This window comes from Mycobacterium sp. WMMD1722, from assembly GCF_049315205.1.
Taxonomy (GTDB): domain Bacteria; phylum Actinomycetota; class Actinomycetes; order Mycobacteriales; family Mycobacteriaceae; genus Mycobacterium.
Genome location: NZ_CP186056.1, coordinates 1821696 through 1844500, shown reverse-complemented (window position 1 = coordinate 1844500; position 22805 = coordinate 1821696). Strand labels below are relative to the sequence as shown.

General features: G+C 69.1%; 21 protein-coding genes. 14 read left to right on the top strand and 7 right to left on the bottom strand.

The features are described from left to right. Positions 1 to 21: 21 nt before the first annotated feature. Positions 22 to 1194: a sulfotransferase family protein gene (locus ACN27E_RS08690; protein WP_422748266.1), complete on the bottom strand. Its 1173-nt coding sequence runs from the start codon at positions 1192 to 1194 to the stop codon at positions 22 to 24. After that, complete coding sequence (locus ACN27E_RS08685; RefSeq protein ID WP_422748265.1) at positions 1191 to 2270, bottom strand: DUF1214 domain-containing protein; 1080 nt, start codon at positions 2268 to 2270, stop codon at positions 1191 to 1193. The genes ACN27E_RS08690 and ACN27E_RS08685 overlap by 4 nt, the downstream gene beginning before the upstream one ends. A 32-nt stretch (positions 2271 to 2302) precedes the next feature. On the opposite strand from ACN27E_RS08685, the gene ACN27E_RS08680 reads away from it, so the two are divergent. Genes ACN27E_RS08680 through ACN27E_RS08670 form a run of 3 tightly spaced genes read left to right on the top strand, consistent with a single transcriptional unit; the run spans position 2303 to position 5254 of the window. After that, entirely contained in the window at positions 2303 to 2887 is a 585-nt protein-coding gene (locus ACN27E_RS08680; RefSeq protein ID WP_422748263.1) for a TetR family transcriptional regulator, read from the top strand. Between the two features lie 16 nt (positions 2888 to 2903). Further along, positions 2904 to 3773: a type I methionyl aminopeptidase gene (gene map, locus ACN27E_RS08675; protein WP_422748261.1), complete on the top strand. Its 870-nt coding sequence runs from the start codon at positions 2904 to 2906 to the stop codon at positions 3771 to 3773. Further along, entirely contained in the window at positions 3770 to 5254 is a 1485-nt protein-coding gene (locus tag ACN27E_RS08670) for a cobyric acid synthase (RefSeq protein WP_422748260.1), read from the top strand. Before map ends, ACN27E_RS08670 begins: the two co-directional genes overlap by 4 nt. Here the strand turns inward: ACN27E_RS08670 and ACN27E_RS08665 are convergent. Then, positions 5238 to 6278, bottom strand: a complete 1041-nt coding sequence (locus ACN27E_RS08665) for a LacI family DNA-binding transcriptional regulator (RefSeq protein ID WP_422748258.1) — start codon at positions 6276 to 6278, stop codon at positions 5238 to 5240. The genes ACN27E_RS08670 and ACN27E_RS08665 overlap by 17 nt on opposite strands. 188 nt (positions 6279 to 6466) lie before the next feature. Between ACN27E_RS08665 and ACN27E_RS08660 the strand changes: the two genes are divergently transcribed. Genes ACN27E_RS08660 through ACN27E_RS08645 form a run of 4 tightly spaced genes read left to right on the top strand, consistent with a single transcriptional unit; the run spans position 6467 to position 10338 of the window. Next, positions 6467 to 7453, top strand: a complete 987-nt coding sequence (locus ACN27E_RS08660; protein ID WP_422748256.1) for a class I mannose-6-phosphate isomerase — start codon at positions 6467 to 6469, stop codon at positions 7451 to 7453. Continuing rightward, positions 7450 to 8214 carry an ATP-binding cassette domain-containing protein gene (locus ACN27E_RS08655; RefSeq protein WP_422748255.1) on the top strand — a complete coding sequence of 255 codons (765 nt, stop codon included), beginning with the start codon at positions 7450 to 7452 and terminating at the stop codon, positions 8212 to 8214. Before ACN27E_RS08660 ends, ACN27E_RS08655 begins: the two co-directional genes overlap by 4 nt. Continuing rightward, the gene (locus tag ACN27E_RS08650) at positions 8211 to 9305 is read left to right on the top strand and encodes an ABC transporter permease (RefSeq protein WP_422748253.1); all 1095 of its coding nucleotides are present in this window, start codon (positions 8211 to 8213) and stop codon (positions 9303 to 9305) included. The genes ACN27E_RS08655 and ACN27E_RS08650 overlap by 4 nt, the downstream gene beginning before the upstream one ends. Beyond that, positions 9295 to 10338: an ABC transporter substrate-binding protein gene (locus tag ACN27E_RS08645; RefSeq protein ID WP_422748251.1), complete on the top strand. Its 1044-nt coding sequence runs from the start codon at positions 9295 to 9297 to the stop codon at positions 10336 to 10338. The genes ACN27E_RS08650 and ACN27E_RS08645 overlap by 11 nt, the downstream gene beginning before the upstream one ends. Here the strand turns inward: ACN27E_RS08645 and ACN27E_RS08640 are convergent. Next, positions 10335 to 10985, bottom strand: a complete 651-nt coding sequence (locus ACN27E_RS08640; protein WP_422748249.1) for an HAD-IA family hydrolase — start codon at positions 10983 to 10985, stop codon at positions 10335 to 10337. The genes ACN27E_RS08645 and ACN27E_RS08640 overlap by 4 nt on opposite strands. A 39-nt stretch (positions 10986 to 11024) precedes the next feature. On the opposite strand from ACN27E_RS08640, the gene ACN27E_RS08635 reads away from it, so the two are divergent. Genes ACN27E_RS08635 through ACN27E_RS08625 form a run of 3 tightly spaced genes read left to right on the top strand, consistent with a single transcriptional unit; the run spans position 11025 to position 13033 of the window. Continuing rightward, the gene (locus ACN27E_RS08635; protein WP_422748247.1) at positions 11025 to 11753 is read left to right on the top strand and encodes an SDR family oxidoreductase; all 729 of its coding nucleotides are present in this window, start codon (positions 11025 to 11027) and stop codon (positions 11751 to 11753) included. Positions 11754 to 11758: 5 nt separating this feature from the next. Further along, the gene (locus tag ACN27E_RS08630) at positions 11759 to 12409 is read left to right on the top strand and encodes a hypothetical protein (protein WP_422749720.1); all 651 of its coding nucleotides are present in this window, start codon (positions 11759 to 11761) and stop codon (positions 12407 to 12409) included. 60 nt (positions 12410 to 12469) lie between these two features. After that, positions 12470 to 13033: an alpha/beta hydrolase gene (locus ACN27E_RS08625; protein ID WP_422748245.1), complete on the top strand. Its 564-nt coding sequence runs from the start codon at positions 12470 to 12472 to the stop codon at positions 13031 to 13033. On the opposite strand, the gene ngg is transcribed toward ACN27E_RS08625, so the two are convergent. The 3 genes from ngg to ACN27E_RS08610 all read right to left on the bottom strand — a co-directional run bounded on the left by ngg (position 13034) and on the right by ACN27E_RS08610 (position 18357). After that, positions 13034 to 14758, bottom strand: coding sequence for an N-acetylglutaminylglutamine synthetase (gene ngg, locus ACN27E_RS08620; RefSeq protein ID WP_422749719.1), 1725 nt, complete (start codon positions 14756 to 14758; stop codon positions 13034 to 13036). 44 nt (positions 14759 to 14802) lie between these two features. Continuing rightward, on the bottom strand, positions 14803 to 16623 hold the full coding sequence (locus ACN27E_RS08615) for an N-acetylglutaminylglutamine amidotransferase (RefSeq protein WP_422748243.1): 1821 nt from the start codon (positions 16621 to 16623) through the stop codon (positions 14803 to 14805). 150 nt (positions 16624 to 16773) lie between these two features. Further along, the gene (locus ACN27E_RS08610) at positions 16774 to 18357 is read right to left on the bottom strand and encodes an amino acid permease (protein ID WP_422748242.1); all 1584 of its coding nucleotides are present in this window, start codon (positions 18355 to 18357) and stop codon (positions 16774 to 16776) included. Between the two features lie 154 nt (positions 18358 to 18511). On the opposite strand from ACN27E_RS08610, the gene ACN27E_RS08605 reads away from it, so the two are divergent. The 4 genes from ACN27E_RS08605 to ACN27E_RS08590 are packed head-to-tail and all read left to right on the top strand — an operon-like array spanning position 18512 to position 22791. Then, the gene (locus tag ACN27E_RS08605; RefSeq protein WP_422748240.1) at positions 18512 to 19894 is read left to right on the top strand and encodes a glutamine synthetase family protein; all 1383 of its coding nucleotides are present in this window, start codon (positions 18512 to 18514) and stop codon (positions 19892 to 19894) included. A gap of 22 nt (positions 19895 to 19916) precedes the next feature. Further along, entirely contained in the window at positions 19917 to 20639 is a 723-nt protein-coding gene (locus tag ACN27E_RS08600; RefSeq protein ID WP_422748238.1) for a gamma-glutamyl-gamma-aminobutyrate hydrolase family protein, read from the top strand. Continuing rightward, positions 20636 to 22018 carry an aldehyde dehydrogenase family protein gene (locus ACN27E_RS08595; protein ID WP_422748236.1) on the top strand — a complete coding sequence of 461 codons (1383 nt, stop codon included), beginning with the start codon at positions 20636 to 20638 and terminating at the stop codon, positions 22016 to 22018. Before ACN27E_RS08600 ends, ACN27E_RS08595 begins: the two co-directional genes overlap by 4 nt. Beyond that, positions 22015 to 22791: a 3-oxoacyl-ACP reductase gene (locus ACN27E_RS08590; protein ID WP_422749717.1), complete on the top strand. Its 777-nt coding sequence runs from the start codon at positions 22015 to 22017 to the stop codon at positions 22789 to 22791. The genes ACN27E_RS08595 and ACN27E_RS08590 overlap by 4 nt, the downstream gene beginning before the upstream one ends. Positions 22792 to 22805 lie beyond the last annotated feature (14 nt).

Below are 22805 nucleotides of genomic sequence, written 5' to 3'. Positions count from 1 at the left end.
TCAGGGTCGCTCAAAGGCCGCTCAGCGTAGCGCCTCGCTCGGAACCTGGAAGGCGGCCTGATAATCGGCGACCTGCTCGCGCACCGCACCGGCGTCCAGACCGGTGTCGGACCACGTGTAGCCGACGCCACCGACGTCACCGGGATGGGCGGCCAGATGGGCGCGCATCCGTTCCTCGGCCAGCGGCGTCAGGTCCCGTCCGAGCGCGGTGTAGAGCGTGCGCACCGTCGCGATCGGATCGCGGACGAAGTCGCCGAAGTGGACATCGACCACCTGCCCCGGCTGCAGGACACCGGATCGGCGCACCGCCATGCTGCGGCGCAGTCCCACGACGATCTCCTCGCACGACTGCCGTGCGCATTCGCCGATGTCACTGTGGTCCGACGCCAACCGGCGCAGGTGGTGGGTCAGCCCGGCGATGGACGAGATGACGTTGAGCGGGTCTCGGTGGGTCTGCACGATGAGTGCGTCGGGATATTCGGCGACCAGCGTGTCGAGTTGCCAGAGATGGGCCGGCGACTTGAGTAGCCATTGACCACCGACGCCGGATTGCAAGTGTTGCAGGAAGATTCGATGGTATCGGTAAGCATCGCGATGGTCGGCGTCGTACAGCAGCCACCGGCCGTAGCCCGGAAGCCGGTACTGCACCGGGAAGATCATGCTGCAGAAGTGCGCCGCGGTGATGCGCACGCACTCCTGGCCGACCAGGGCCCCCATCGGGTGCCGGGCCAGGAGACCGGGGACCAGCTGTTCGGACATGTCGATATTGGCCTGGATCTGGGCGATCCGCGGGTCGGTGGCGTAGGTGTCGGGCTGTGGCACCGGCCACGGCGCGTCGACCTCCCAGGTCAGTGGCGGCCGGAGATCCGGGTCCTGGGCCAGCACGTCGAACAGGATCGTGGTGCCGGTGCGGGGCTGACCGACGATGAAGATGGGCCGCTCGATCGGCGCCTGCGCGACCTCCGGACACTGCTTGCGCCACTGCATGATTCGCAGCCGATTGGTCAGCGGGCCGACGATGTCGAGCACGGCGATCTCGGTGCCGAGTTCGGACAGCTGCGCGTCGTGGCGCAACCCGTCGACGAGTCGATCCAGATTTGCCCGCCAGCCGTCGGGCGGTCCGAAATCGTCGCTACCGGCGCTCTCGCAGACCTGCTCGACGAGAACGTCCGGGTTGAAGCGGTCCGGGTTCACCGGCGCACGCTGACGTCGACGCGCGGTGGAGCGGGGTTGTCCAGCCAGCGCAACACCACGAACCCCCGACCGAAGCCGCCGGTATCGAGCCAGTGGCCATGCCCGTGATCCGTTGCGCCGATGGCCAGCCGGATCCGGCCGTCGGCATCGGGCAACACTGCGGCGGCGGTGACCGAACTGTGCCGGCGGCGGGGTTCGATGCACTCGTGCCAGATGTTCTCCAGCGTGACGTTCCAATAGCGGGTGTCGGGTGGATCGATCTCGAGGACCAGCGATTGGCCGGGTTCGAGCGCGAACGAGCCGAGCATGTACAGGTTGTCCGGTGTGGTGTCGGCCGCGCCGAGGTCGGCCGCCTGCGCGGTGTGCAGCACGTTGGGCTCGGTGAGCAATTCCGGCTTGATGGTGCGGTGCAGCGTCGCCAGTTTGAACATCGTCCAGGCCATCGCGGTGAACTGCTCGGCCACCTCGGAATCGGTCGGCGCCCGGGGCGGCGGCGGGTCGAGCGCTGCGATGGACAGGTTCGCGGGGCGTTCGGTGGCCGCATCGCCGATGTACTCGCGTACGACGATCGACGACGCATCGGCGGGGATGGCGACCCACTGGGCGCCGTCGAGTTCGGCGGCCGCCGGCTCGTCGGCGGCGAAGACCACGGCGAAGTCCTCGCCGTCGAGGTGCAGATCGGTGTCGCTGAGGTAGGCGGCCATCCGGCGCGGCGTCATCCCGGTTCCGGCGAGCACCTGGAACCCCAGGTAGGCCGTGGTGCCGCGCTGTCCGGTGACCCGGTAGCGGCGGTCCCCGCGGATCATCGCCAGGAAGTAGTTGCCGTCCGGGTTCGGGCCGCCGACCAGCCTGGTCGGTGAGCACATGTCGAAGAACCACGGCACCTCCGGATCGGCTTCGACCGTGAGTTCCGAGCACAGCGCGCCCACCCGCGAAACCATCCGCAATCCGGCGAGCACCTCCTGTTCGTCCTGGGCGTCGTCGAGGACCGTCTGGGTGAGGTCGCCGAGCATCTGCTGGACGAACTGCCAGGCCGCCAACGACTCCGGCGCATGCTGAACCGTCATACGAGACATAGTCTCATTCGAGACGTAGTCTCATAGCTGAAATGTCCGATCCGACCGCACTGCAGGTGCGCAAACGCCAGGCCACCCGGGACCGCATCGCGGCCTCGGCGGCTCGGCTGGTCGCAGCCGGCGGTCTGGGTGCGACGACCGTCGACCGGATCGCCGCGGACGCCGACGTCGGTCGGGCGACGTTCTTTCGGTACTTCAGCTCGAAGGAAGCCGCCGTCGCCGACGGTATGACCAGGCACTGGCTGGACGTGATCACCGCCGAAGTCGCGCGGCAGCCACCCGGGCTCTCGGCGCGCGACGCCGTGCTCGCCGCGTTCCAGGGGCTGGGCGACGGATTCGACGCGATCAGCGAGCAGGTGCGCGAGCTGGCCGCCATGACTCGCCAATCGCCGGTGCTCAGTGCGTGGACGCTGCAGGTCTACGTCGGCTACGAGAATGCGATCGCCGATCTGGTGGCGCCGCGACTGCCCGGTGCGGGGCCGGATGATCCGCGCCCGCGCCTCATCGGTGCGCTGGCGATGGCCGCGGTGCGGATCGCCCTCGACGACTGGCTGCGCCACGGCGGATCGCTACCCCAGCGGGTACGCGACGCGCTGGCGTCGCTGCGGGTCGAGTGACGATTACCCTGACAGGGTGACCGTTCGTACCGCACTGCGCCCCGGCGAGCTCTCCCCGACCCTGCCGGTGCCCAAGTCCATCGCACGGCCCGAGTACGCCTGGCGGCCGACGGCCGTCGAGGGCCACGAGCCGTGGGTGCAGACCCCCGAGGTGATCGAGAAGATGCGGGTGGCCGGCCGGATCGCGGCCGGTGCGCTGGCCGAAGCGGGTAAAGCCGTCGCACCGGGCGTCACGACCGATCAGCTGGACCGGGTGGCCCACGAGTACATGGTCGACCACGGTGCGTATCCCTCGACCCTGGGCTACAAGGGCTTTCCCAAGTCGTGCTGCACCTCGCTCAACGAGGTGATCTGTCACGGCATCCCCGACTCGACGGTCATCCAGGACGGCGACATCGTGAACATCGACGTCACGGCCTACATCGACGGTGTGCACGGCGACACCAACGCCACCTTCCTGGCCGGCGATGTCTCCGAGGAGCATCGGCTACTCGTGGAGCGCACGCACGAGGCGACGATGCGCGCGATCAAGGCCGTCAAACCGGGCCGTGCGCTCTCGGTGATCGGCCGGGTCATCGAGGCCTATGCACACCGGTTCGGCTACAACGTGGTTCGGGACTTCACCGGCCATGGGATCGGCACCACCTTCCACAACGGTCTGGTGGTGCTGCACTACGATTCGCCCGCCGACCAGCTCGCGTCCGAGACCATCATCGAACCCGGGATGACGTTCACGATCGAACCGATGATCAACCTCGGGTCGCTCGATTACGAGATCTGGGATGACGGCTGGACGGTCGCCACCGTCGACAAGAAGTGGACCGCACAGTTCGAACACACCCTGGTGGTGACGGACGCGGGCGCGGAGATCCTGACCCAGCTGTGACCGCCGGCGCCCTGCTGGTCGCCGGCACCACGTCGGACGCCGGGAAGTCCATGGTGGTGGCCGGGCTGTGCCGGCTGCTGGCCCGCGACGGGGTGCGGGTGGCGCCGTTCAAGGCGCAGAACATGTCCAACAACTCCGCGGTCACCGTCGAGGGCGGCGAGATCGGCCGCGCGCAGGCGATGCAGGCCCGTGCGGCCGGGCTGGCGCCGAGCATCAGGTTCAACCCGGTACTGCTCAAACCCGGCAGCGACCGCACCTCGCAGCTGGTCGTGCGGGGGCAGGTGACCGGGTCGGTGGCCGCCGCCGATTACATCAAGCATCGCGACCACCTCGCCGACGTGGTGGCCGCCGAGTTGGCCGCCCTGCGCGCCGACTTCGACGTCGTCCTGTGCGAGGGCGCGGGATCACCGGCCGAGATCAACCTGCGGGCCACCGATCTGGCCAACATGGGGTTGGCGCGCCGGGCGGATCTGCCGGTGATCGTGGTCGGCGACATCGACCGTGGGGGAGTGTTGGCCCACCTGTTCGGCACGGTCGCGGTCCTCGAGCCCGCCGACCAGGCACTGATCGCGGGGTTCGTGGTGAACAAATTCCGCGGCGATCCGGCGCTGCTCGCGCCCGGGCTCGACCAGCTGCACGAGCTGACCGGCAGGCCGACCTACGGCGTCGTGCCCTACAGCGAGCACCTGTGGCTGGACGCCGAGGACTCGGTGTCGGTGCAGGCGGGCGGTGTCGTCGGCCGACCCGCACCGCCGCGGGGGGCCGAGGGACTCACCGTGGCCGCGGTGCGCCTGCCGCGCATCTCCAACTCCACCGACGTCGAGGCGCTGGCGTGTGAACCGGGCGTGGCGGTGCGCTGGGTGAGCGACCCCGCGGGCGTGGCCGACGCCGACGTGGTCGTGCTGCCGGGGACCAAGGCGACCGTCGCCGATCTAGAGTGGCTGCGCGACCGGGGTCTGGCCGACGCCGTGGTCGCCCACGCCGGTGCCGGACGGCCGGTGCTCGGGGTCTGCGGCGGCTTCCAGATGCTCTGCCGCCACATCGAGGACACCGTCGAATCCCGCGCCGGTCGGATTCCGGGACTCGGTCTGCTGGACGCCGACATCACGTTCGTCGCGTCGAAGACGTTGCGGCACTGGGATTCACCGCTGCACGGCTACGAGATCCACCACGGGCAGGTGACCCGCTGCGCGGAGACCGACTGGGCGGGTGTGGGGGTGCGGTGCGGCACCGTGTTCGGCACCCATTGGCATGGGCTGATGGACAACGACGCGCTGCGCCGGGAGTGGCTGACCGAGGCCGCCGCGGCCGCGGGCCGTCCCGGGTTCGTGGTCGCCGACGACGTGGACGTGCCGGCGCGGCGGGACGCGCAGCTGGACGTGATGGCCGATCTGCTGGCGGCGCATCTCGACGTCGACGCGGTGGGTTCGCTGATCGCGCACGGTCCGCCGAGCCGGCCGACGATCACGACGTCGCGGTGAGCGCGGCCGCCGGCTCGCCGTGTCCCGCGCGCAGTCGCCGGCCGTTGAACGCACACGATGTGCGGGTGACCAGGGACACCGGAAGCACCTCGCGGCGACGCATCCGCCGGGCCGGCTGATCGAGCCGCGCGAAGAGGCGGTCGACGGCGATGCGGCCCATGGCGTCGCCGTCCTGGTGGATCACCGTGACCGCGGGGCGCAGCGCGGCGGCGGTCGGGAAGTCGCCGAATCCGACCAGGCCGACGTCGCGTCGCCGTGCGGTCTGCAGCGCGGTCACCAGCGCGACCGTGGCGCGGGCGTTCGACGAGAACACCGCCGTGGGCGGATCCGGTGCGGCCAGCATCCGCCGCAGCGCCGGGGTGACCGCATCCGCGTCGACGTCGCCCAGATGCACGAGGTCGTCGCGCGCAGGTAGCCCCGCCTCGTCGAGGGCCGTCCGCCAGCCGGTGAGCCGGCGCCGTCCGGTCCAGGTGTCGTCGCCGACGAAGGCGATGCTGCGGTGCCCGTGTGCGATGAGGTGTGCGGTGGCCTGTCTGCCCCCACCCACGTCGTCCTGGACGACGGAGTCCGCGCGCAGGCGTCCGGGTTCGCGGTCGACGAAGACCAGCGGCGTGCGCTCCTGCCAGGGTCGTAGGTAGGACATGTCGTCCCCGACCGGACAGATGATCATGCCCGCGACGCGACGTTTGAGCACCGCTTCGATGGACCGCTGCTCGTGGCTGGGCTCCCAGCCGACCCCGGTGACGATGACCGCGACGCCGCGTCTGCTGGCCTCGCGCTCGACGGCCTCGATGATCTCGGCGAAGAACGGGTCGGCCACGCCGGGCACCGCGACACCGATCGCCGGGTCCCGCCCGGACCGGAAGCTGACCGCCAGCATATTGGGCACGTAGTGCAGGTCCTCGATGGCGCGCTCGACCCGCCTGCGGACGTCGGCCGAGACGTACCGGTCGTTGTTGACGACCCGGGACACGGTCTTCGCGCTCACGCCTGCCCGGTCGGCGACGTCGCGCATCGTTGCCATCGACGACCCCTCCCGCTCGGTTGAGCGCCCAGTATGTCACCGATGTCAGGCCGGAAACGGCCGAAATTTCTGACACCGGTGACATACGACCGAAGTCGGCGTACTGTCCGGCACACGGCCGCCGACTGTGATGCAGGACACCGAGGAGAGAAGCCATCGCCGCACACGCTCAGATCCTGCCCCCGAACGTGGTGCCGCACTGGTACGCCGGCGGGCCGGCCCTGAGCGCCTGGCGGGGCCTGGAACCGGTCGGCAACCGCTCGCCCGAGGAGTGGGTGGGCGCCACGGTGTCGCGGTTCGGGGAGCCCGGGCTCGGCCCCGCCCGGCTCGCCGGCGGCGGGCTGCTACGCGACGCGGTGTCCGCCGACCCGGTGGGCTGGCTGGGGCGCGACGACGGGGAGCCGGGCGACACCGGGGTGCTGGTCAAACTGCTCGACGCGGGCCAACGCCTGCCCGTCCACGTGCACCCCACCCGCTCCTATGCCTGCCGCCACCTCGGCTGCGCGTACGGGAAGACCGAGGCCTGGTACATCCTGGCGGCCGAGGGTGACGCCGCGGTGTGGGTCGGCTGGCGCGAGGACGTCGACCCCGCCATGCTCTCGCGGCTGGTCGACGACCAGGATGCCGAGGCGATGCTGGCCCTGATGCACCGCATCCCGGTCCGGCCCGGTGACGGCGTACTGGTGCCCGGCGGCACCCCGCATGCCATCGGCGCCGGGGTCTTCCTGGTCGAGGCGCAGGAGCCCGTCGATCAGTCGATCCTGTTGGAGCGCACCAACACCACCGCCTCCGACGAGGAGGCCTTCCTGGGCCTCGACCGGGAGATCGCGCTGTCGGTGGTGCACGGAGCGGCCATCGGGGACGTCGGCGCCCTCACGCGACACACGGCCGACAGCGACGGTCTGGTGGCCGTGCTGCCCGACGACGCCGTCCCCTTCTTCCGGATGGACCTGCTGGCGCCGGGCGCCGATGTCGGTGCGGGCTTCGCCGTCGCGGTGGTGCTCTCGGGGTCCGGCGCGCTCACCGACGGCCAGGGCGACCGGCTCACCCTGACCCGCGGGCAGACCCTCGTCGTCCCCGCCGCGTCGGGCCCCTGGGGGGTCGACGGCGACCTCAGGTTACTCGTCTGCCGGCCCGGTTCCACCTGGCCGCCGAACCCGGAAGGCGTTGTATGACAGCTCTTCTCGAAGCGCGGGGACTGTCCCGCAGCTTCGGTCACGTCCGGGCGCTCGACGGCGCCGACTTCGATGTCGGCGCCGGTGAGGTGGTCGGGCTGATCGGCGACAACGGGGCAGGCAAGTCCACTCTGATCAAGGCGCTGTCGGGCAACCTCGATCTCGACGCCGGTGAGATCCGCATCGACGGCAGGCCGGTACGCCTGTCCGGCCCGCGCGACGCCGAGGACCTGGGCATCGAGGTCGTCTACCAGGATCTGGCGTTGGCCCCCCACCTGAACCCCGTCCAGAACGTGTTCATGGGCCGCGAGCTGATGCGCAAAGGTGTGCTCGGCAGGCTCGGATTCATGGACGAGAAACAAATGCGCAGACGCGCGGCCGAATCCTTCACCGAGATCGGGGCCACGGTCCGGTCGCTGAGCTCACCGGTCGGCACGATGTCGGGTGGCCAGCGTCAGGGCATCGCGATCGCCAGGGCGATGGCGTGGGCGCGCAACGTGCTCATCCTCGACGAGCCCACCGCCGCGCTGGGCGTCGTCCAGACCAACAACGTGCTGGAGTCGGTGAAGCGGGTGCGTGACAAGGGAATCGCGGTCGTCTTCATCAGCCACTCCATGCCGCACGTCCTCCAGGTCTGCGACCGTATCCAGGTGCTGCGTCTGGGCCGGCGGGTCGCCACGTTCACCGCCGGCGACACCACCGTCGAGACGCTGGTGGGCGCGATGACGGGTGCGCTCGACGGCAGGGAGGGCGCCGCATGAGCACAGTGGCGGATCAGTCGGCCATCGTCGGCGGCGGTGCCGACCCGGGCGGATCCCCGCCCTCGCTGCTGCGGCGCGTGCTGGGCCTGCAGGCGTTCTGGATCCTCGGCGTCCTCATCGTCATCTGCCTGGTCTTCTCCGTCCTGGCCGGGGATCGCTTCCTCTCCACCGGCAACTTCTCGCTCATCAGCCAGAACGTGGCGGTCTGGGCGGTGATCGGCGTCGGCATGACGTTCGTGATCATCACCGCGGGCATCGACCTGTCGGTCGGGTCGGTCCTGGTGTTCGCCTCCGTGGTGGCGGCGAAGGTGATGGAGTCCATGGGCGGCACCGGGCCCACGGTGGCCGCCGTGGGAATGGTGACCGCGATCGTGAGCGGTATGGCGTGGGGCACGATCAACGGGGTGCTGGTGGCCAGGGCCAAGGTGCCGCCACTGATCGTCACGCTCGGCACGCTCTCGGTCGCGCTCGGTCTCGCCCAGGTGCTGACCGGGGGTATCGACATCCGTTCGGTCCCCGCGGAACTGACCGATTTCAGCGCCTACACGAAAGTCCTCGGCATCCCCGGTCTGCCCTTCGTGGCACTGATCGTCATCGTGCTCGGCGCGATCCTCCTGCACAAGACCAGGTTCGGCCGCTACACCTACGCGGTCGGCAGCAGTGAGGAGGCGGCCCGCCGCGCCGGGATCAAGGTGACCCGCCACCTGGTGCTGGTCTACGCGCTCGCCGGCACCCTCGCCGGCGTCGGCGCGATCCTGTCGCTGGCGCAGTTCGGGACCACCACGATCGCCGGCCAGTCGCTGACCAACCTCAACGTCATCGCCGCGGTCGTCATCGGCGGCACCTCGATCTTCGGCGGTGAGGGCACGATTTTCGGCACCGTCGTCGGCCTGTTCATCCCCGCTGTACTGCAGTCCGGGTTCGTGATCATCGGCGTGCAGCCGTTCTGGCAGGGCGTCGCGGTCGGCTCCGTCCTGATCGCCGCCGTGTACGTCGACCAGTCCCGCCGCGCCGCGGCGCTGCGCGGTACCCGATCCCGCAGCTTCCTCCACCGAAGAAAACCCAACGAAAGGAACGCCAGTGAACGGTAAGCGCGTGAAGCTGGTCGCCGGAGCCCTGGGAGTGGTCGTGTTGGCCCTCCCGGGCTGTACGTCGTCCAAACCGCAGTCGTCGGGCTCGGGGGAGGAGACCGGCGGATCGGCCCCCGCCGCGGCGGCGACCACGGTGACCGCGCCGGCCAAGGCCAGCAAGGACTACAACATCCAGCTGCTGCAGGGCGTCACCGGCGACCAGTTCTACATCACCATGCAGTGCGGGGCGCAGGAGGAGGCGGCGAAACTGGGCGTGACGCTCGACACGCAGGGCCCCCAGAAGTTCGACCCGACACTGCAGAAGCCGATCCTCGACTCGATCGTGGCCGGGCGACCCGACGCGATCCTGGTGGCCCCGACCGACGTGCAGGCCATGCAGCAGCCCCTCGAACAGGCGGCGGCTGCGGGCATCAAGGTGGTGCTCGTCGACACCACCACCGAGGATCCGTCGTATGCGGTGTCGGCCATCGCCAGCGACAACGAGGGCGGCGGCCGCGCGGCCTTCGAGGCCATCAAGGCGCTGCGCCCCGAGGGCGGCAAGGTCATGGTGATGAACATCGATCCGGGCGTCTCCACCACCGACGCCCGGGCGAAGGGTTTCGAGGACGCGGTCAAAGAGGACGGCACGTTCACCTATGTCGGCGTGCAGTACAGCCACAACGACCCGGCCACCGCCGCGCAGCTGATCGGCGCGCAGCTGCAGAAGGATCCGGACCTGGTCGGGGTGTTCGCCACCAACCTCTTCTCGGCCGAAGGCTCCGCGACGGGTATCCGGCAGGCGGGCAAGAGCGGCCAGGTGCAGGTCGTGGGCTTCGACGCCGGACCCAACCAGATCGAGGCGCTACGTCAGGGCACCGTGCAGGCGCTCGTCGCGCAGGAGCCCGGCACGATCGGCCGGTTCGGCGTCGACGAGGCGGTCACCGCACTGGAGGGTGGTCAGAACACCAAAAACGTCCAGACCGGGTTCACGATCATCACGCCGGAGAATCTCGACGGCGACGGCGGCGCGGCGGCCTACAAGTCGAGCTGCTAGCGGGGGATGGACAGCCGGCGTCCGTCGAACCGGACGCCGCGCAGGTCCTCGACGACGGCCGTGACCGCGGTCGTGGCCGCCAGCGCGCCGACGCCGACCACGGTCATGACACCGGCCGCGTGCGCGGCGGCGACGCCCGCGGGTGCGTCCTCGAACACCGCGCACCGCCCGGGCGGCACGCCGAGGCGCTGTGCGGCCAGCAGGTAGGGGTCGGGAGACGGTTTGCCGTTCTCGACGTCCTCGCCGGTCACCAGGACCTGCGCCGGGGCCAGGCCGGCCGAGGACATCCGCGCGGTGGCGATCGCGCGGCCGCCGGAGGTGACCACCGCCCAGCGCCCGGGTGGCAGCGAGGCCAGCAGCTCGCGGGCCCCGGCGACCTCGACGACGTCGCCCGCGTGCTCCACCTCGCGCTGGACGAGGTCAGCGACCGCCTCATCGAGATCACCTGTGCCACCGATCAATTCGGCCACCACATCGCGGATGCGCCGACCGTGTTCGATATCGCGGTGGAAGTCGAAGCCCGGCGCCCACCGCTGCGCCCAGGCGTTCCACGCCACCGCCGCCGCATCGTGGGAGTCGACCAGCACGCCGTCGCAGTCGAGCAGCAGCGCGTCCGCTTCGAGAACCAGGGTGCCGTCGTCCGCCACGAGCAGAATGCTAGTGACACCGGCGACATAGAGTGAGGCATGGGCGACTTCACCGGACGCGGCGTATTGGTGACGGGGGCGAGCGGTGGAATCGGGGCGGCGACCGTCCGCCGCCTGGTCGGCGGCGGGGCGCGGGTGTATGCGGGCGGACGCGACGTCGAGACGCTCAACCGGCTGGCCGCGGAGACCGGAGCCCACCCGCTCCCGTTCGACCTCACCTCTGAAGAAGAGATCCGCGCCGCGGTCGATGACCTGGACCTGTGGGGCGTGGTGAACTGCGGCGGCTTCGGGGGCGAGATCGCGACGCCGCAGGACACCGACATCTCCGTGTTCGACACGGCCATGAGCATCAACGCCCGCGGCGCCCTGCTGGTGATCAAGCATGTGGCGCCGCGCATGATCGCCGCCGGTCGCGGCGGGTCGATCGTCAACGTGTCGAGTCAGGCCGCCCTGGTGGCGCTGCCCGGCCACATCTCCTACGGATCCTCGAAAGCCGCGCTGGACAACATCACCCGCGTCGCCGCGCTCGAGCTGGGTCGTCACGGCATCCGGGTCAACAGCGTCAACCCGACGGTGGTGATGACCGAGATGTCCGCGTCGCACTGGGGTCGCCCCGACGTCGGCCCGCCGTTCCTCGAGCAGATGCCGCTGGGGCGCTGGGCGACCGAGGACGAGATCGCCGGGCCGATCGCCTTCCTGCTCAGCGACGACGCCTCGATGATCACCGGTGTCTCGCTGCCCATCGACGGCGGATACTCATGCCGGTGAGATCGATGTGCGCCACCGCGCTCGCCGCCGCCACGCTGCTCGCCGGCTGTTCGACCACGGTGTCCGGGTCGCCGACGTGGCCGGGCGCGAAACTGGACAAGGTCCTGCTCACCGCGGCCGACGTACCGCCCGGCGCCCGCTACGACCGCATCGTCGACGATCCGAGGGCGTCGGGTGGATCGGACCGCCCGCCGGCCATGCTGACCCGGCCGGCGGGGTGCTCGGACGCGCTGACGCGGGTGATCGAGGACAATGCGCAACGCGGACCCGGCAGCGCCGGCAAGTACACGGTGTCCTTCGACGGTGCGCGGCTCGCGATGACGGTGCTCACCTGGAACCTCGATCTCGACCGCCTGCAGGCCGCCGCCGACCGGTGCGCCCGATTCGAGACCTTCTTCGACCCGGGCGACAAGGGCATACCCATGACGACCACGCGGCTACAGACACCACGTCCCGATGCGCTGGTCTATCAGCAGACGATGACGCTGGCCGGGGTCGACAGCAGCGTCTTCTTCAGTTTCGAGAACGTCGGCAGCATGGCCGTGTTCGGTATCGCGTTCCCCACCCCGAATCCGGACATCGCGGCGAAAGGTGAGCTGCCGCAAACCTTCCTGGACATCGCCGGCGAACAGGCGGAGCGTATGCAGGGCGCGTGAGCCCACGGCGAGACTGGCGAATCCGGCTCGCGGCCGATCGGTTGCCTGTAGCGTGGCCGAATGCTCTCCTCGATGGTCACCGTCGAAGGGTTCGCCGTACCGGTTGATGTGGCTGGGCCCGAGAAGGGCTCGGTGGTCGTGGTGCTCGGTGCCTCGCAGCACTCGCCGGCGGCATATGACGGGGTGTGTCACCGACTGCACACCGCGAACCTGCGCACCGTCGTGATCGGACCGGATCCGCGGCTGACGGCCAAGGCGGTCGTCGGGGTGCTCGACGCACTCGACGTGCGATGGGGGCTGCTCGTCGGTGACCGGACCGGTGGGGAACTGGCCTGGCAGCTCGCCGCCACCCGCCTCGACCGGTTCATCGGGCTGGTCGTGATCGACCGCGGTCATCCGCGGGTCGCCGACCAGGCCGGCGTGATCCGCGACGAGCACTGCCCACCGGTCGAGATGAACACCACGGCGTTGGTCAGCAATGCCGCGGCCCGGGCAGTGGCCAAGGCGAGTCAGCGCTATGTGTTCGGCGATTTCCGCCTGGTCGACCTCCTCGGCCGACGCAATGCGGCCGACTCGACCGCCCAGCTGGCCGGGGAGATCGTCCTGCGCACCAGCACCTGGTAGTCAGGAGGGCGGCTCGTCGGGCGTCCACGCCTGCGGCAGACCGGGCTGGTTGGGGAACAGATAGTCCACGAAAGCCGCTGCGGTCGGCTGGGGTTCATGATTGGCCAATCCCGGCCGCTCGTTCGCCTCGACGAAGACGTAGTCGTCCTCGGTCACGTCGGGCACCAGCAGATCGATCCCGGTCACCGGGATGCCGATCGCCTGGGCGGCGGCGACCGCCACCCGGCACAGCTCCGGGTTCACCTCGGCGGTGACATCGTGGATGGTTCCGCCCTGATGCAGATTCGCGGTGCGGCGCACGCGCAGCCGCTCACCCTCGGGCAGCACGTCGTCGAGCGACCAGCCGGCCTCTTTGACCGTCCCCTCGGTGACGGCGTCCATCGGGATGCGGGATTCCCCGCCGGTGGCAGCGGCCCGCCGGCGGCTCTGCGTCTCGATCAGTTCCCGGATGGTGTGCTTACCGGTACCCATGACCTCGGCGGGCATCCGCAGTGCGGCGGCCACCACCTTGCCGTCGATGACCACCAGCCGTAGATCGTCGCCCGGGGCCCGCTGCTCGATGAGCACCTCGGGATGCTGTTCGCGCGCCCGCGCGAGCGCCGCGTCGAGTTCCTCGGGTCCGTCGACGCCGACGGTGATGCCTTTGCCCTGCTCGCCGCGCGTCGGCTTGACCACGACGTCACCGACCTCGGCGAGGAATTCGTGGTCCTTCTCGTCGAAGCTGGCCAGCCGGCCCTTGGGTACCGTGATCCCCGCGTCGGCCACGATGCGCCGGGTCTGACGCTTGTCGTCGCAGCGGCTCATCGCGACGGCAGAGGTGAACTCCGACAACGACTCCCGGGTGATGACGCTGCGGCCGCCGTGGCTCAGTCTCATCTCGCCGGCGCCGGCGTCGAGCACCTCCACCCAGATGCCGCGCCGGATCGCCTCGTCGGCGATGATGCGGGCGTAGGGGTTCAAATCGTCGACGGTTTCCGGCGGATGGGTGAACAGCGGCTCGTTGATGGCGTTCTTGCGTTTGACCGCGAGCACCGGGACGCGCTGGAAGCCAAGCTTCTCGTACAGCGCGATCGCCGCAGCGTTGTCGTGGGCCACCGACAGATCCATGTAGGCACGGCCTCGTTCGAGGAAGATCCTGGCCAGCGATCGAGTCAGTGCCTCGCCGACCCCCGGCAGGCTGGAGGCCGGATCGACGGCCAGCGTCCACAGACTCGACCCGTTCTCGGGATCGGAGAACAGCAGGGTGTGGTCGACGCCGGTCACCGTGCCCAGCACACTGCCGTCGTCGTCGCGCACCGCGACCAGATAGATGACGGCGTCCTGGCTGGTGTGGTTGTCCCAGATGACCTCGTTGGGCGAGGGCACCATGCCGCAACGCACGAAAACCCGGTTCATCTCGTCGGCGTCGGAGGGATCCTCCAGGCGCCGGACCGTGAACCCCACCGGCTCCCGGCCGGCGATGTCGTCGCCGAGGAAGCGAAACCGGTAGGTGTGGCTGGGGTCGATGAACAGTTCGGCCGGGGACCGCGCCACCAGCACGTGCGACTCGCGCGCGTAGATGCAGATGTCCCGACGGCCCGAGCGCTCCTGTTTGAGCACTTCGGCCAGCCGCTCCGGTTCGGCGAAGGTCTGCCCGAAGATCAGCCTGCCCCAGCCGAGTTCGAGCACCACGTCGTCGGCCATGGCGTCCACCAGGTGCTGCGGTGAGGCGCCGTGCAACCCCATCGTGATGGCCTCGGTGTGGTCCTCGGTGTGGTCCTCGGTGTCGGTCACGCGGCAGGCCCCGTGATCCCGTGGTTCTGCAGCCACAGTTCGAGCAACGCGATCTGCCACAACTCGTTGCCACGCAGGGGGGTGAGCCTGCCGTTGGGATCGGCGAGCAGCCGTTCGACGGCTTCGGGGCGGAACAGGTCCCGCTCCTTGGCGGCCGGAGTGAACAACGCATCGCGGACCAGATCCAGGTACGGGCCCTCCAGATGAGTCAGCGCGGGCACGGGGAAATAGCCTTTGGGCCGGTCGATCACCTCGGCCGGAATCACCCGTCGCGCAGCTTCTTTGAGAACACCCTTACCGCCCTGAGCGGTCTTGTAGGCCGGGGGGCAGGTGGCGGCCAGCTCGACGAGCTCATGATCGAGGAAGGGCACCCGGCCCTCCAGTCCCCACGCCATGGTCATGTTGTCGACCCGTTTGACCGGATCGTCGACCAGCATGACCATGCTGTCCAGCCGCAGCGCACGGTCCACGCCGGTCTCGGCCCCGGCGCGAGCGAAGTGCTCGGTGACGAAGCGTCCGCTGGGGTCGCCGTCGGCGAAGTACGGCGGTGTGACCAGCCCCCCGAGGTCGGCCGGGTCGCGGTCGAAGAACGCCGCGCGGTAACTGGCCACCGAGCCGTCGACGGTCGCGGCGCCCGGTTCGGCCATCGGCGGATACCAGTGGTAGCCGGCGAACACCTCGTCGGCGCCCTGCCCGGACTGGACGACCTTGACGTGTTTGGCAACCTCCTGGCTGAGCAGGTAGAACGCGACGCAGTCATGGCTGACCATCGGTTCGCTCATCGCGCCGATCGCACCGTCGAGTGCGGGCAGCATGCGCGCGGTGTCGATCCGGATCTGGTGGTGGTCGGTGGCGAAGCGCTCGGCCACGATGTCGGAGTACTTGAACTCGTCGCCGGCCACCCCGTTGACCGACTCGAACCCGATCGAGAAGGTCTGCAGACCGACCTGTCCGGCCTCGGCGAGCAGTCCCACGATCAGACTGGAGTCCACCCCGCCGGACAGCAGGCAGCCGACCGGCACGTCGGCCACCAGACGCCGCTCCACGGCGCGGCGCAGCGCCGCGAGCACCGCGTCCTCCCAGTCGCGTTCGGACCACTCGGCGCGGTCGGCGTGCCGGGTGAAGTCGGGCGCCCAGTAGGTGGTCGTCACCGGTGCGCGGTAGCCGCCGTGGCCGTCGGGCTCGATCGCCACCAGCGAGGCGGGCGGCACCTTCTTGACCCCGCGCAGGATGGTCAGCGGCGCCGGAACCACCGAATGGAAGCTCAGATAGTGATGCAGTGCCACCGGGTCGATGCGGGTGTCGACGCCGCCGCCGGCCAGCAGCGCGGGCAGCGACGACGCGAAGCGGATGCGCTTGGGGTCTTCGCTGATGTACAGCGGCTTGATGCCCAGCCGATCGCGGCCCAGCAGCACCCGGCCGCTGTCGCGTTCGACGATCGCGAACGCGAACATGCCGTAGAGGTGGTCGACGAACCGGTCACCCCAGTGGTGATAGCCCTTGAGCAGGACTTCGGTGTCGCTGGTCGAGAAGAAGCGGTATCCGTGACCGGACAGTTCGGTGCGCAGTTCCTGATAGTTGTAGATGCAGCCGTTCCAGACGATCGACAGCCCCAGCTCGGAGTCGATCATGGGCTGGCCGCCGGCGTCCGACAGGTCGATGATCTTGAGGCGGCGGTGGCCGAGGGCAACTGACCCCTGCGCCCACACCCCGGCCCCGTCTGGGCCGCGGGGGGTCATCGCCTCGGCCATCGCCGAGACGGCTCTCACATCCGGGCTGTTGCCGTCGAGGCGCACCTCGCCGGTGGCTCCACACATCGCTCAGACCCTACCGCTGCGGCGATCGGCGTGCCTGTCGGTGGCGTAAATCCTCTTCACTACGGTAAACACCCCGCGGGGGTACCCCGTGGCCGCCGGGTTATCCCCGGTGCATGGCGTAGCTCACAGACCGCCGGGTGCGGCGCCCGGTCAGGACACCCCTTCCAACTGGCCGCCGGTTTCGTCGACCTGCTTGATCGGGCCGGTGAACCAGTGCTTCACCGAGACGTGCCAGTAGATGTAGAGCAGGACCAATACGCCGCCCACCAGCAGCGGCGTGTAGTTGACGAACTTCCACTCGAAGCTGGGATCCCACGGCACACCGCCCAGCGAGGTCGGGAACATGGCGATCACCGAGGTGAGCACGATCTCCACGATGGCCACCGGCGCCATCCACCGGTGATGGCCACGCAGGTTCCACCGGCCCACGTCGAACCGGTCACCCATCTTCCAGCGGTAGAAGATCGGTACCGCGAAGCACAGGTAGAGACCCACCACACCGATCGAGACCACCGCGAAGAACGCCACCGGCACCGGGGCGCCGTTGATGTCGACCTCCACCAGCGCCGGCAGGGTGATGATCGCGGCGATCACCGCGGTGACGATCACCGCGTTGGCCGGCACCCGCCGCGAACTGATCTTCGACCACAGCTGGTGGCCCGGGACGGCGCGGTCGCGGCTGAACGCGAACAGCATCCGAGAGGCGCTGGTCTGGCAGGCGGTCGCGCAGAAGAACTGTCCCGCCGTCGAGATCAGCAGCACGATGGCCACCCACTTGGAGTCCATCGCCTGGCTGAAGATCGTCACCACCGCACCGCCGCCCGCGGACACCTCGTCGGCGTCCTGGACCGCGAACAGGAACGTCAACAGCAGGATCCAGCCGCCGATCGCCGAGTAGAAGATCGACCGCCAGATGCCCTTGGCCGCCGCGTTGGCGGCGCTGCGGGTCTCCTCGGACAGGTGAGCCGAGGCGTCGTAACCGGTGATCGTGTACTGGGTGAGGATGGCCGAGATCGGCAGTACGAAGAGCAGGAAGCCGATCCCGGATGTCTCGCCGCCGAACATCCCACTGTTGTTCACCGTGCGGGCGAACACATCGCCGAAGCTGGCGTGCTGCTCGGGGATCAGCCAGAGGATCGCGACGACGGCCACAGCGCCTGCGACATGCCACCACACCGAGACGTTGTTGATGACCGCCAGCAGATGGCTGGAGAAGATGTTGATGACGGCGACCGCGATGAGGATGACGACGAACATCACGAACGTGCGCTGCAGGCTGTAACCGGCCAGCCAGCCCTCGCTGAAGGTGCCCAGCGTGAGGTCGAGGAAGGTGGCGCAGCCGTAGGCGACCGACGCCAGGATCGCGATGAGACCGATCAGGTTGAGCCATCCGGTGTAGAAGCCGGCCTTGGGGCCGCCGAGTTTGGCCGCCCACCAGTAGATCCCGCCCGAGGTGGGGAACGCCGACACCAGCTCCGAGAGGCAGAGGCCGATCACCAGGATGAACACCGCCACGATGGGCCAGCCCCAGGCGATCGCCGCGGGGCCGCCGTTGTTCCAGCCCAAGCCGAACGAGGTGAAACAGCCGGCCAGGATCGAGATGATCGAGAACGAGATGGCGAAGTTGGAGAAGCCCGACCAGGAGCGCTGCAGTTCCTGGACGTAGCCGAGGCGGGCGAGATGTCGCTCGTCGTCATCGAGAGCGTCGTCGAGATGTTCGTGGCCTTCGGGCATCACGAGTCTCCTTCGAATCGTCGGGCGGAGTGGGGGTCGCGCTCGCTAGATCTGGACAATAGAGTGCTAATGGACGGCTGTCCGACCTTTGAAAAGGTACGGTCGTCGGATTCGGTGCCGACGGGTACCGCCGTCGCATGGAGGAAGGTCCCCAATGAGCCCCAACCCAGGCATTCTGTCGCAGGCCGACCTCGAGCAACGGGTCGCCGACGGAGCCGTCGACACCGTCATCGTCGCGTTCACCGACATGCAGGGCAGGCTCACCGGCAAGCGCATCTCCGCGCGGCTGTTCGTCGACGACGTGGCCGAGCACGGCGCGGAGTGCTGCAACTATCTGCTGGCCGTCGACGTCGACAACAACACCGTCGACGGGTACGCCATCTCGAGCTGGGAGACCGGTTACGGCGACATGGTGATGACACCGGACTTCAGCACGCTGCGGCTGCTTCCGTGGCAGCCGGGCACCGCGTTGGTCATGGCCGATCTGTCCTGGACCGACGGTAGGCCGGTGACCCAGGCTCCGCGCAGCATCCTCAACCGCCAGATCGACCGGCTGGCCGAGCGGGACCTGGTGCCCTATGCCGCCACCGAACTCGAGTTCATGGTGTTCGACGACACCTACCGCGACGCGTGGGCCGCCGGGTACAAGGGCCTCACGCCGGCCACCGACTACAACATCGATTACGCGATGTTGGCCTCGACCCGGATGGAGCCGCTACTGCGCGACATCCGCCTGGGCATGGACGGTGCCGGGATGTACTGCGAGGGCGTCAAGGGTGAGTGCAACTTCGGCCAGCAGGAGATCGGCTTCCGCTACGACCATGCGCGCACCACGTGCGACAACCACACGATCTACAAGAACGGCTCCAAGGAGATCGCCGACCAGCACGGCAAGAGCCTGACGTTCATGGCGAAATTCGATGAGCGCGAAGGTAACAGCTGCCATATCCACATCTCGCTGCGGGGCTTGGACAAGGAGGGCCGGCCCAGTGTTTCGGTGTTCGCCGATCCGGATGCCGAGGACGGGATGTCGCCGCTGTTCCGCAGTTTCATCGCCGGTCAGCTGGCAACCATGCGGGAACTGAGCCTGTGTTACGCCCCGAACATCAACTCCTACAAACGCTTCGCCGACGGCAGCTTCGCGCCCACCGCGATCGCCTGGGGTTTCGACAACCGCACCTGCGCACTGCGGGTGGTCGGACATGGTGCGGGTATGCGGATGGAGAACCGGGCGCCCGGCGGAGACGTCAACCAGTATCTGGCCGTGGCTGCGCTGATCGCCGGGGGTCTGCACGGCATCGAGAACGAACTCGAACTCCCGGAACCGATGGCGGGCAACGCCTACACCAGCGGCGCGGAGCGGTTGCCGACCACGCTCGCCGAGGCCGCCCGGCTGTTCGAGGAGTCGCAGGTGGCCCGGGACGCGTTCGGCGACGACGTGGTGGAGCACTACCTGAACTATGCGCGGGTGGAGCTCGCGGCCTTCAACGCCGCGGTGACCGATTGGGAGCGGGTGCGTGGCTTCGAACGGCTCTGACGTCGTGCGGCCCGTGCTCGGTATGACAACCTATCTGCAGCAGGCCCAGACCGGCGTGTGGGACGTCCACGCCAGCTTCCTGCCGGCGATCTACTTCCAGGGGGTCAACCTGGCCGGCGGAGTCGCGGTGCTGCTCCCGCCGCAGACCGTCGGTCAGCAGGAGGCGGCCCGGGTCCTCGACGGTCTCGATGGTCTGATCCTCACCGGCGGCAAGGATGTCGACCCGGCCCGCTACGGACAGCAGCCGCATCCGAGAACCGAGGAGCCCGACCGGGTGCGCGATGCGTGGGAGTTCGCGTTGCTGACCGAGGCGCTGCGTCGCGGGCTGCCGGTGCTCGGCATCTGCCGTGGCACCCAGGTCCTCAACGTCGCACTGGGGGGCACCCTGCACCAGCATCTGCCCGAGGTGCTCGGCCACGACCATCACCAGCGGGGGAACGCCGTCTTCGCCACCTCGGCGGTGCGCACCCGGTCCGGCAGCCGGCTCGCGGACCTGATCGGGTCGTCCTCGGACGCGCAGTGCTACCACCACCAGGCGATCGACCGCGTCGGCGACGGACTCGTCGTCACCGCACGAGACGACGAGGGTGTCATCGAGGCGGTCGAGCTGGACCGTGCCACCCATCCCGAGCACTGGGTGCTGGGCGTGCAGTGGCATCCCGAAGAGCGGCTCGACGATCTTCGGCTGTTCGCCGGAATCGTTTCGGCAGCAAGCGAATACGCGACGGAAAGGGTACGTGCTTGACCACCACTGACGTGATCAACCCGGCGACCGAGGAGGTGCTGCGCACGGTCGACCTGGTCGATGTCGAGGGCGTGGACGACGCCGTGGCGCGGGCTCGTTCGGCGCAGCGGGCCTGGGCCGGGCTGGCCCCGGCGCAGCGTGCCGGGGCGCTGCGGGATTTCGCCGCGGCGGTCGATGCGCACGTCGACGAGCTCGCCGCGCTGGAGGTGGCCAACTCCGGACACCCGATCGGCAACGCCGAATGGGAGGCCGGGCATGTGCGTGACGTCCTGCAGTTCTATGCGGCCAGCCCGGAACGGCTGTCGGGCAAGCAGATCCCGGTCGCCGGCGGACTGGACGTGACTTTCCACGAGCCGCTCGGCGTGGTCGGGGTGATCACCCCATGGAACTTCCCGATGACCATCGCGGCGTGGGGTTTCGCGCCGGCGCTGGCCGCCGGCAACGCCGTCGTGCTCAAACCCGCCGAATGGACGCCGCTGACCTCGATCCGTCTCGGCGAACTGGCGCTCGAGGCGGGCTTGCCCGACGGGCTGTTCCAGGTGCTGCCGGGCCGCGGATCGGTCGTCGGCGAGCGTTTCGTCACCCACCCCGACGTCCGCAAGATCGTCTTCACCGGTTCGACGGAGGTCGGTAAGCGGGTGATGGCCGGGGCTGCCGCCCAGGTCAAGCGGGTGACCCTGGAACTCGGCGGCAAGAGCGCCAACATCGTCTTCGACGACTGCGATCTGGAGAAGGCCGCCGCGACGGCACCCTACGGGGTGTTCGACAACGCCGGTCAGGACTGCTGTGCACGTAGCCGGATCCTGGTGCAGCGCAACGTCTACGACCGCTTCATGGAGTTGCTCGAACCGGCCGTCGATGGTGTGGTGGTCGGCGACCCGAGCGCCAGGGACACCGAGATGGGTCCGCTGGTGTCCAAGGCGCACTGGCAGTCCGTGTCCGATTACGTGCCCGACGACGCGCCGGTGGCGTTCCGCGGTGCCGCGCCGTCGGGCCCCGGCTACTGGTTCGCGCCGACGGTGCTCACCCCGTCCTCGCGCGCCGACCGCACGGTGACCGAGGAGATCTTCGGACCCGTGGTGACCGTGTTGCCGTTCGATGACGAAGCCGATGCACTCGCGCTGGCGAACGACACCCCCTACGGGCTGTCGGGCTCCATCTGGACCGAGAACCTCTCGCGCGCGGTACGGGTCTCCCGCGCGCTGGAATCGGGCAATCTGTCCGTCAATTCCCATTCGTCGGTCCGGTACACCACTCCGTTCGGCGGCTTCAAACAATCCGGTCTGGGCCGCGAACTCGGCCCGGACGCCCCGCTGTCCTTCACCGAGACCAAGAACGTGTTCTTCGCGGTGTCGGAGATGAATCGAGAGGGAAACTGATGGACCTGACCCAGCGGCTGGCGGGCAAGGTCGCCGTCATCACCGGCGGCGCCAGCGGCATCGGCCTGGCCACCGCCAAGCGGATGCAGGCCGAAGGCGCCATCGTCGTCATCGGGGATCTCGACGCGGTCACCGGCAAATCCGTCGCGAACGACCTCAACGCGACGTTCGTGAAGGTCGATGTCTCCGACCAGGTGTCGGTGGACCAATTGTTCGACACCGCGTTCGAGGTACATGGTGGCGTCGACATCGCGTTCAACAACGCCGGTATCAGCCCGCCGGAGGACGACCTGATCGAGAACACCGGGATCGACGCCTGGCAGCGCGTCCAGGACATCAACCTCAAATCGGTGTTCCTGTGCTCCAAGGCCGCGCTGCGCCACATGGTGCCCCAGCAGAAGGGGTCGATCATCAACACTGCGTCGTTCGTCGCGGTGATGGGTTCGGCGACCTCGCAGATCTCCTACACCGCGTCCAAGGGCGGGGTGCTGGCGATGTCGCGGGAACTGGGTGTCCAGTACGCCCGTCAGGGGATCCGGGTCAACGCGTTGTGCCCTGGCCCGGTGAACACCCCGCTGCTGCAGGAGCTGTTCGCCAAGGATCCGGAACGGGCCGCCCGGCGGCTGGTCCACATCCCGCTCGGCAGATTCGCCGAACCGGAGGAGCTGGCAGCCGCCGTGGCGTTCCTGGCCAGTGACGACTCCTCGTTCATCACCGGATCGTCGTTCCTGGTCGACGGCGGCATCAGCTCGGCGTATGTGACCCCGCTGTGAACCGAGCCCGCAGG

Coding starts and splice junctions, on each gene's coding strand:
- ACN27E_RS08685 (WP_422748265.1), bottom strand. CDS start 2,270: ATGTCTCGTATGACGGTTCAGCATGCGCCGGAGTCGTTGGCGGCCTGG.
- ACN27E_RS08680 (WP_422748263.1), top strand. CDS start 2,303: ATGTCCGATCCGACCGCACTGCAGGTGCGCAAACGCCAGGCCACCCGG.
- ACN27E_RS08665 (WP_422748258.1), bottom strand. CDS start 6,278: ATGGCAACGATGCGCGACGTCGCCGACCGGGCAGGCGTGAGCGCGAAG.
- ACN27E_RS08655 (WP_422748255.1), top strand. CDS start 7,450: ATGACAGCTCTTCTCGAAGCGCGGGGACTGTCCCGCAGCTTCGGTCAC.
- ACN27E_RS08650 (WP_422748253.1), top strand. CDS start 8,211: ATGAGCACAGTGGCGGATCAGTCGGCCATCGTCGGCGGCGGTGCCGAC.
- ACN27E_RS08635 (WP_422748247.1), top strand. CDS start 11,025: ATGGGCGACTTCACCGGACGCGGCGTATTGGTGACGGGGGCGAGCGGT.
- ACN27E_RS08630 (WP_422749720.1), top strand. CDS start 11,759: ATGTGCGCCACCGCGCTCGCCGCCGCCACGCTGCTCGCCGGCTGTTCG.
- ACN27E_RS08625 (WP_422748245.1), top strand. CDS start 12,470: ATGCTCTCCTCGATGGTCACCGTCGAAGGGTTCGCCGTACCGGTTGAT.
- ngg (WP_422749719.1), bottom strand. CDS start 14,758: ATGGGGTTGCACGGCGCCTCACCGCAGCACCTGGTGGACGCCATGGCC.
- ACN27E_RS08615 (WP_422748243.1), bottom strand. CDS start 16,623: ATGTGTGGAGCCACCGGCGAGGTGCGCCTCGACGGCAACAGCCCGGAT.
- ACN27E_RS08610 (WP_422748242.1), bottom strand. CDS start 18,357: ATGCCCGAAGGCCACGAACATCTCGACGACGCTCTCGATGACGACGAG.
- ACN27E_RS08605 (WP_422748240.1), top strand. CDS start 18,512: ATGAGCCCCAACCCAGGCATTCTGTCGCAGGCCGACCTCGAGCAACGG.
- ACN27E_RS08600 (WP_422748238.1), top strand. CDS start 19,917: ATGACAACCTATCTGCAGCAGGCCCAGACCGGCGTGTGGGACGTCCAC.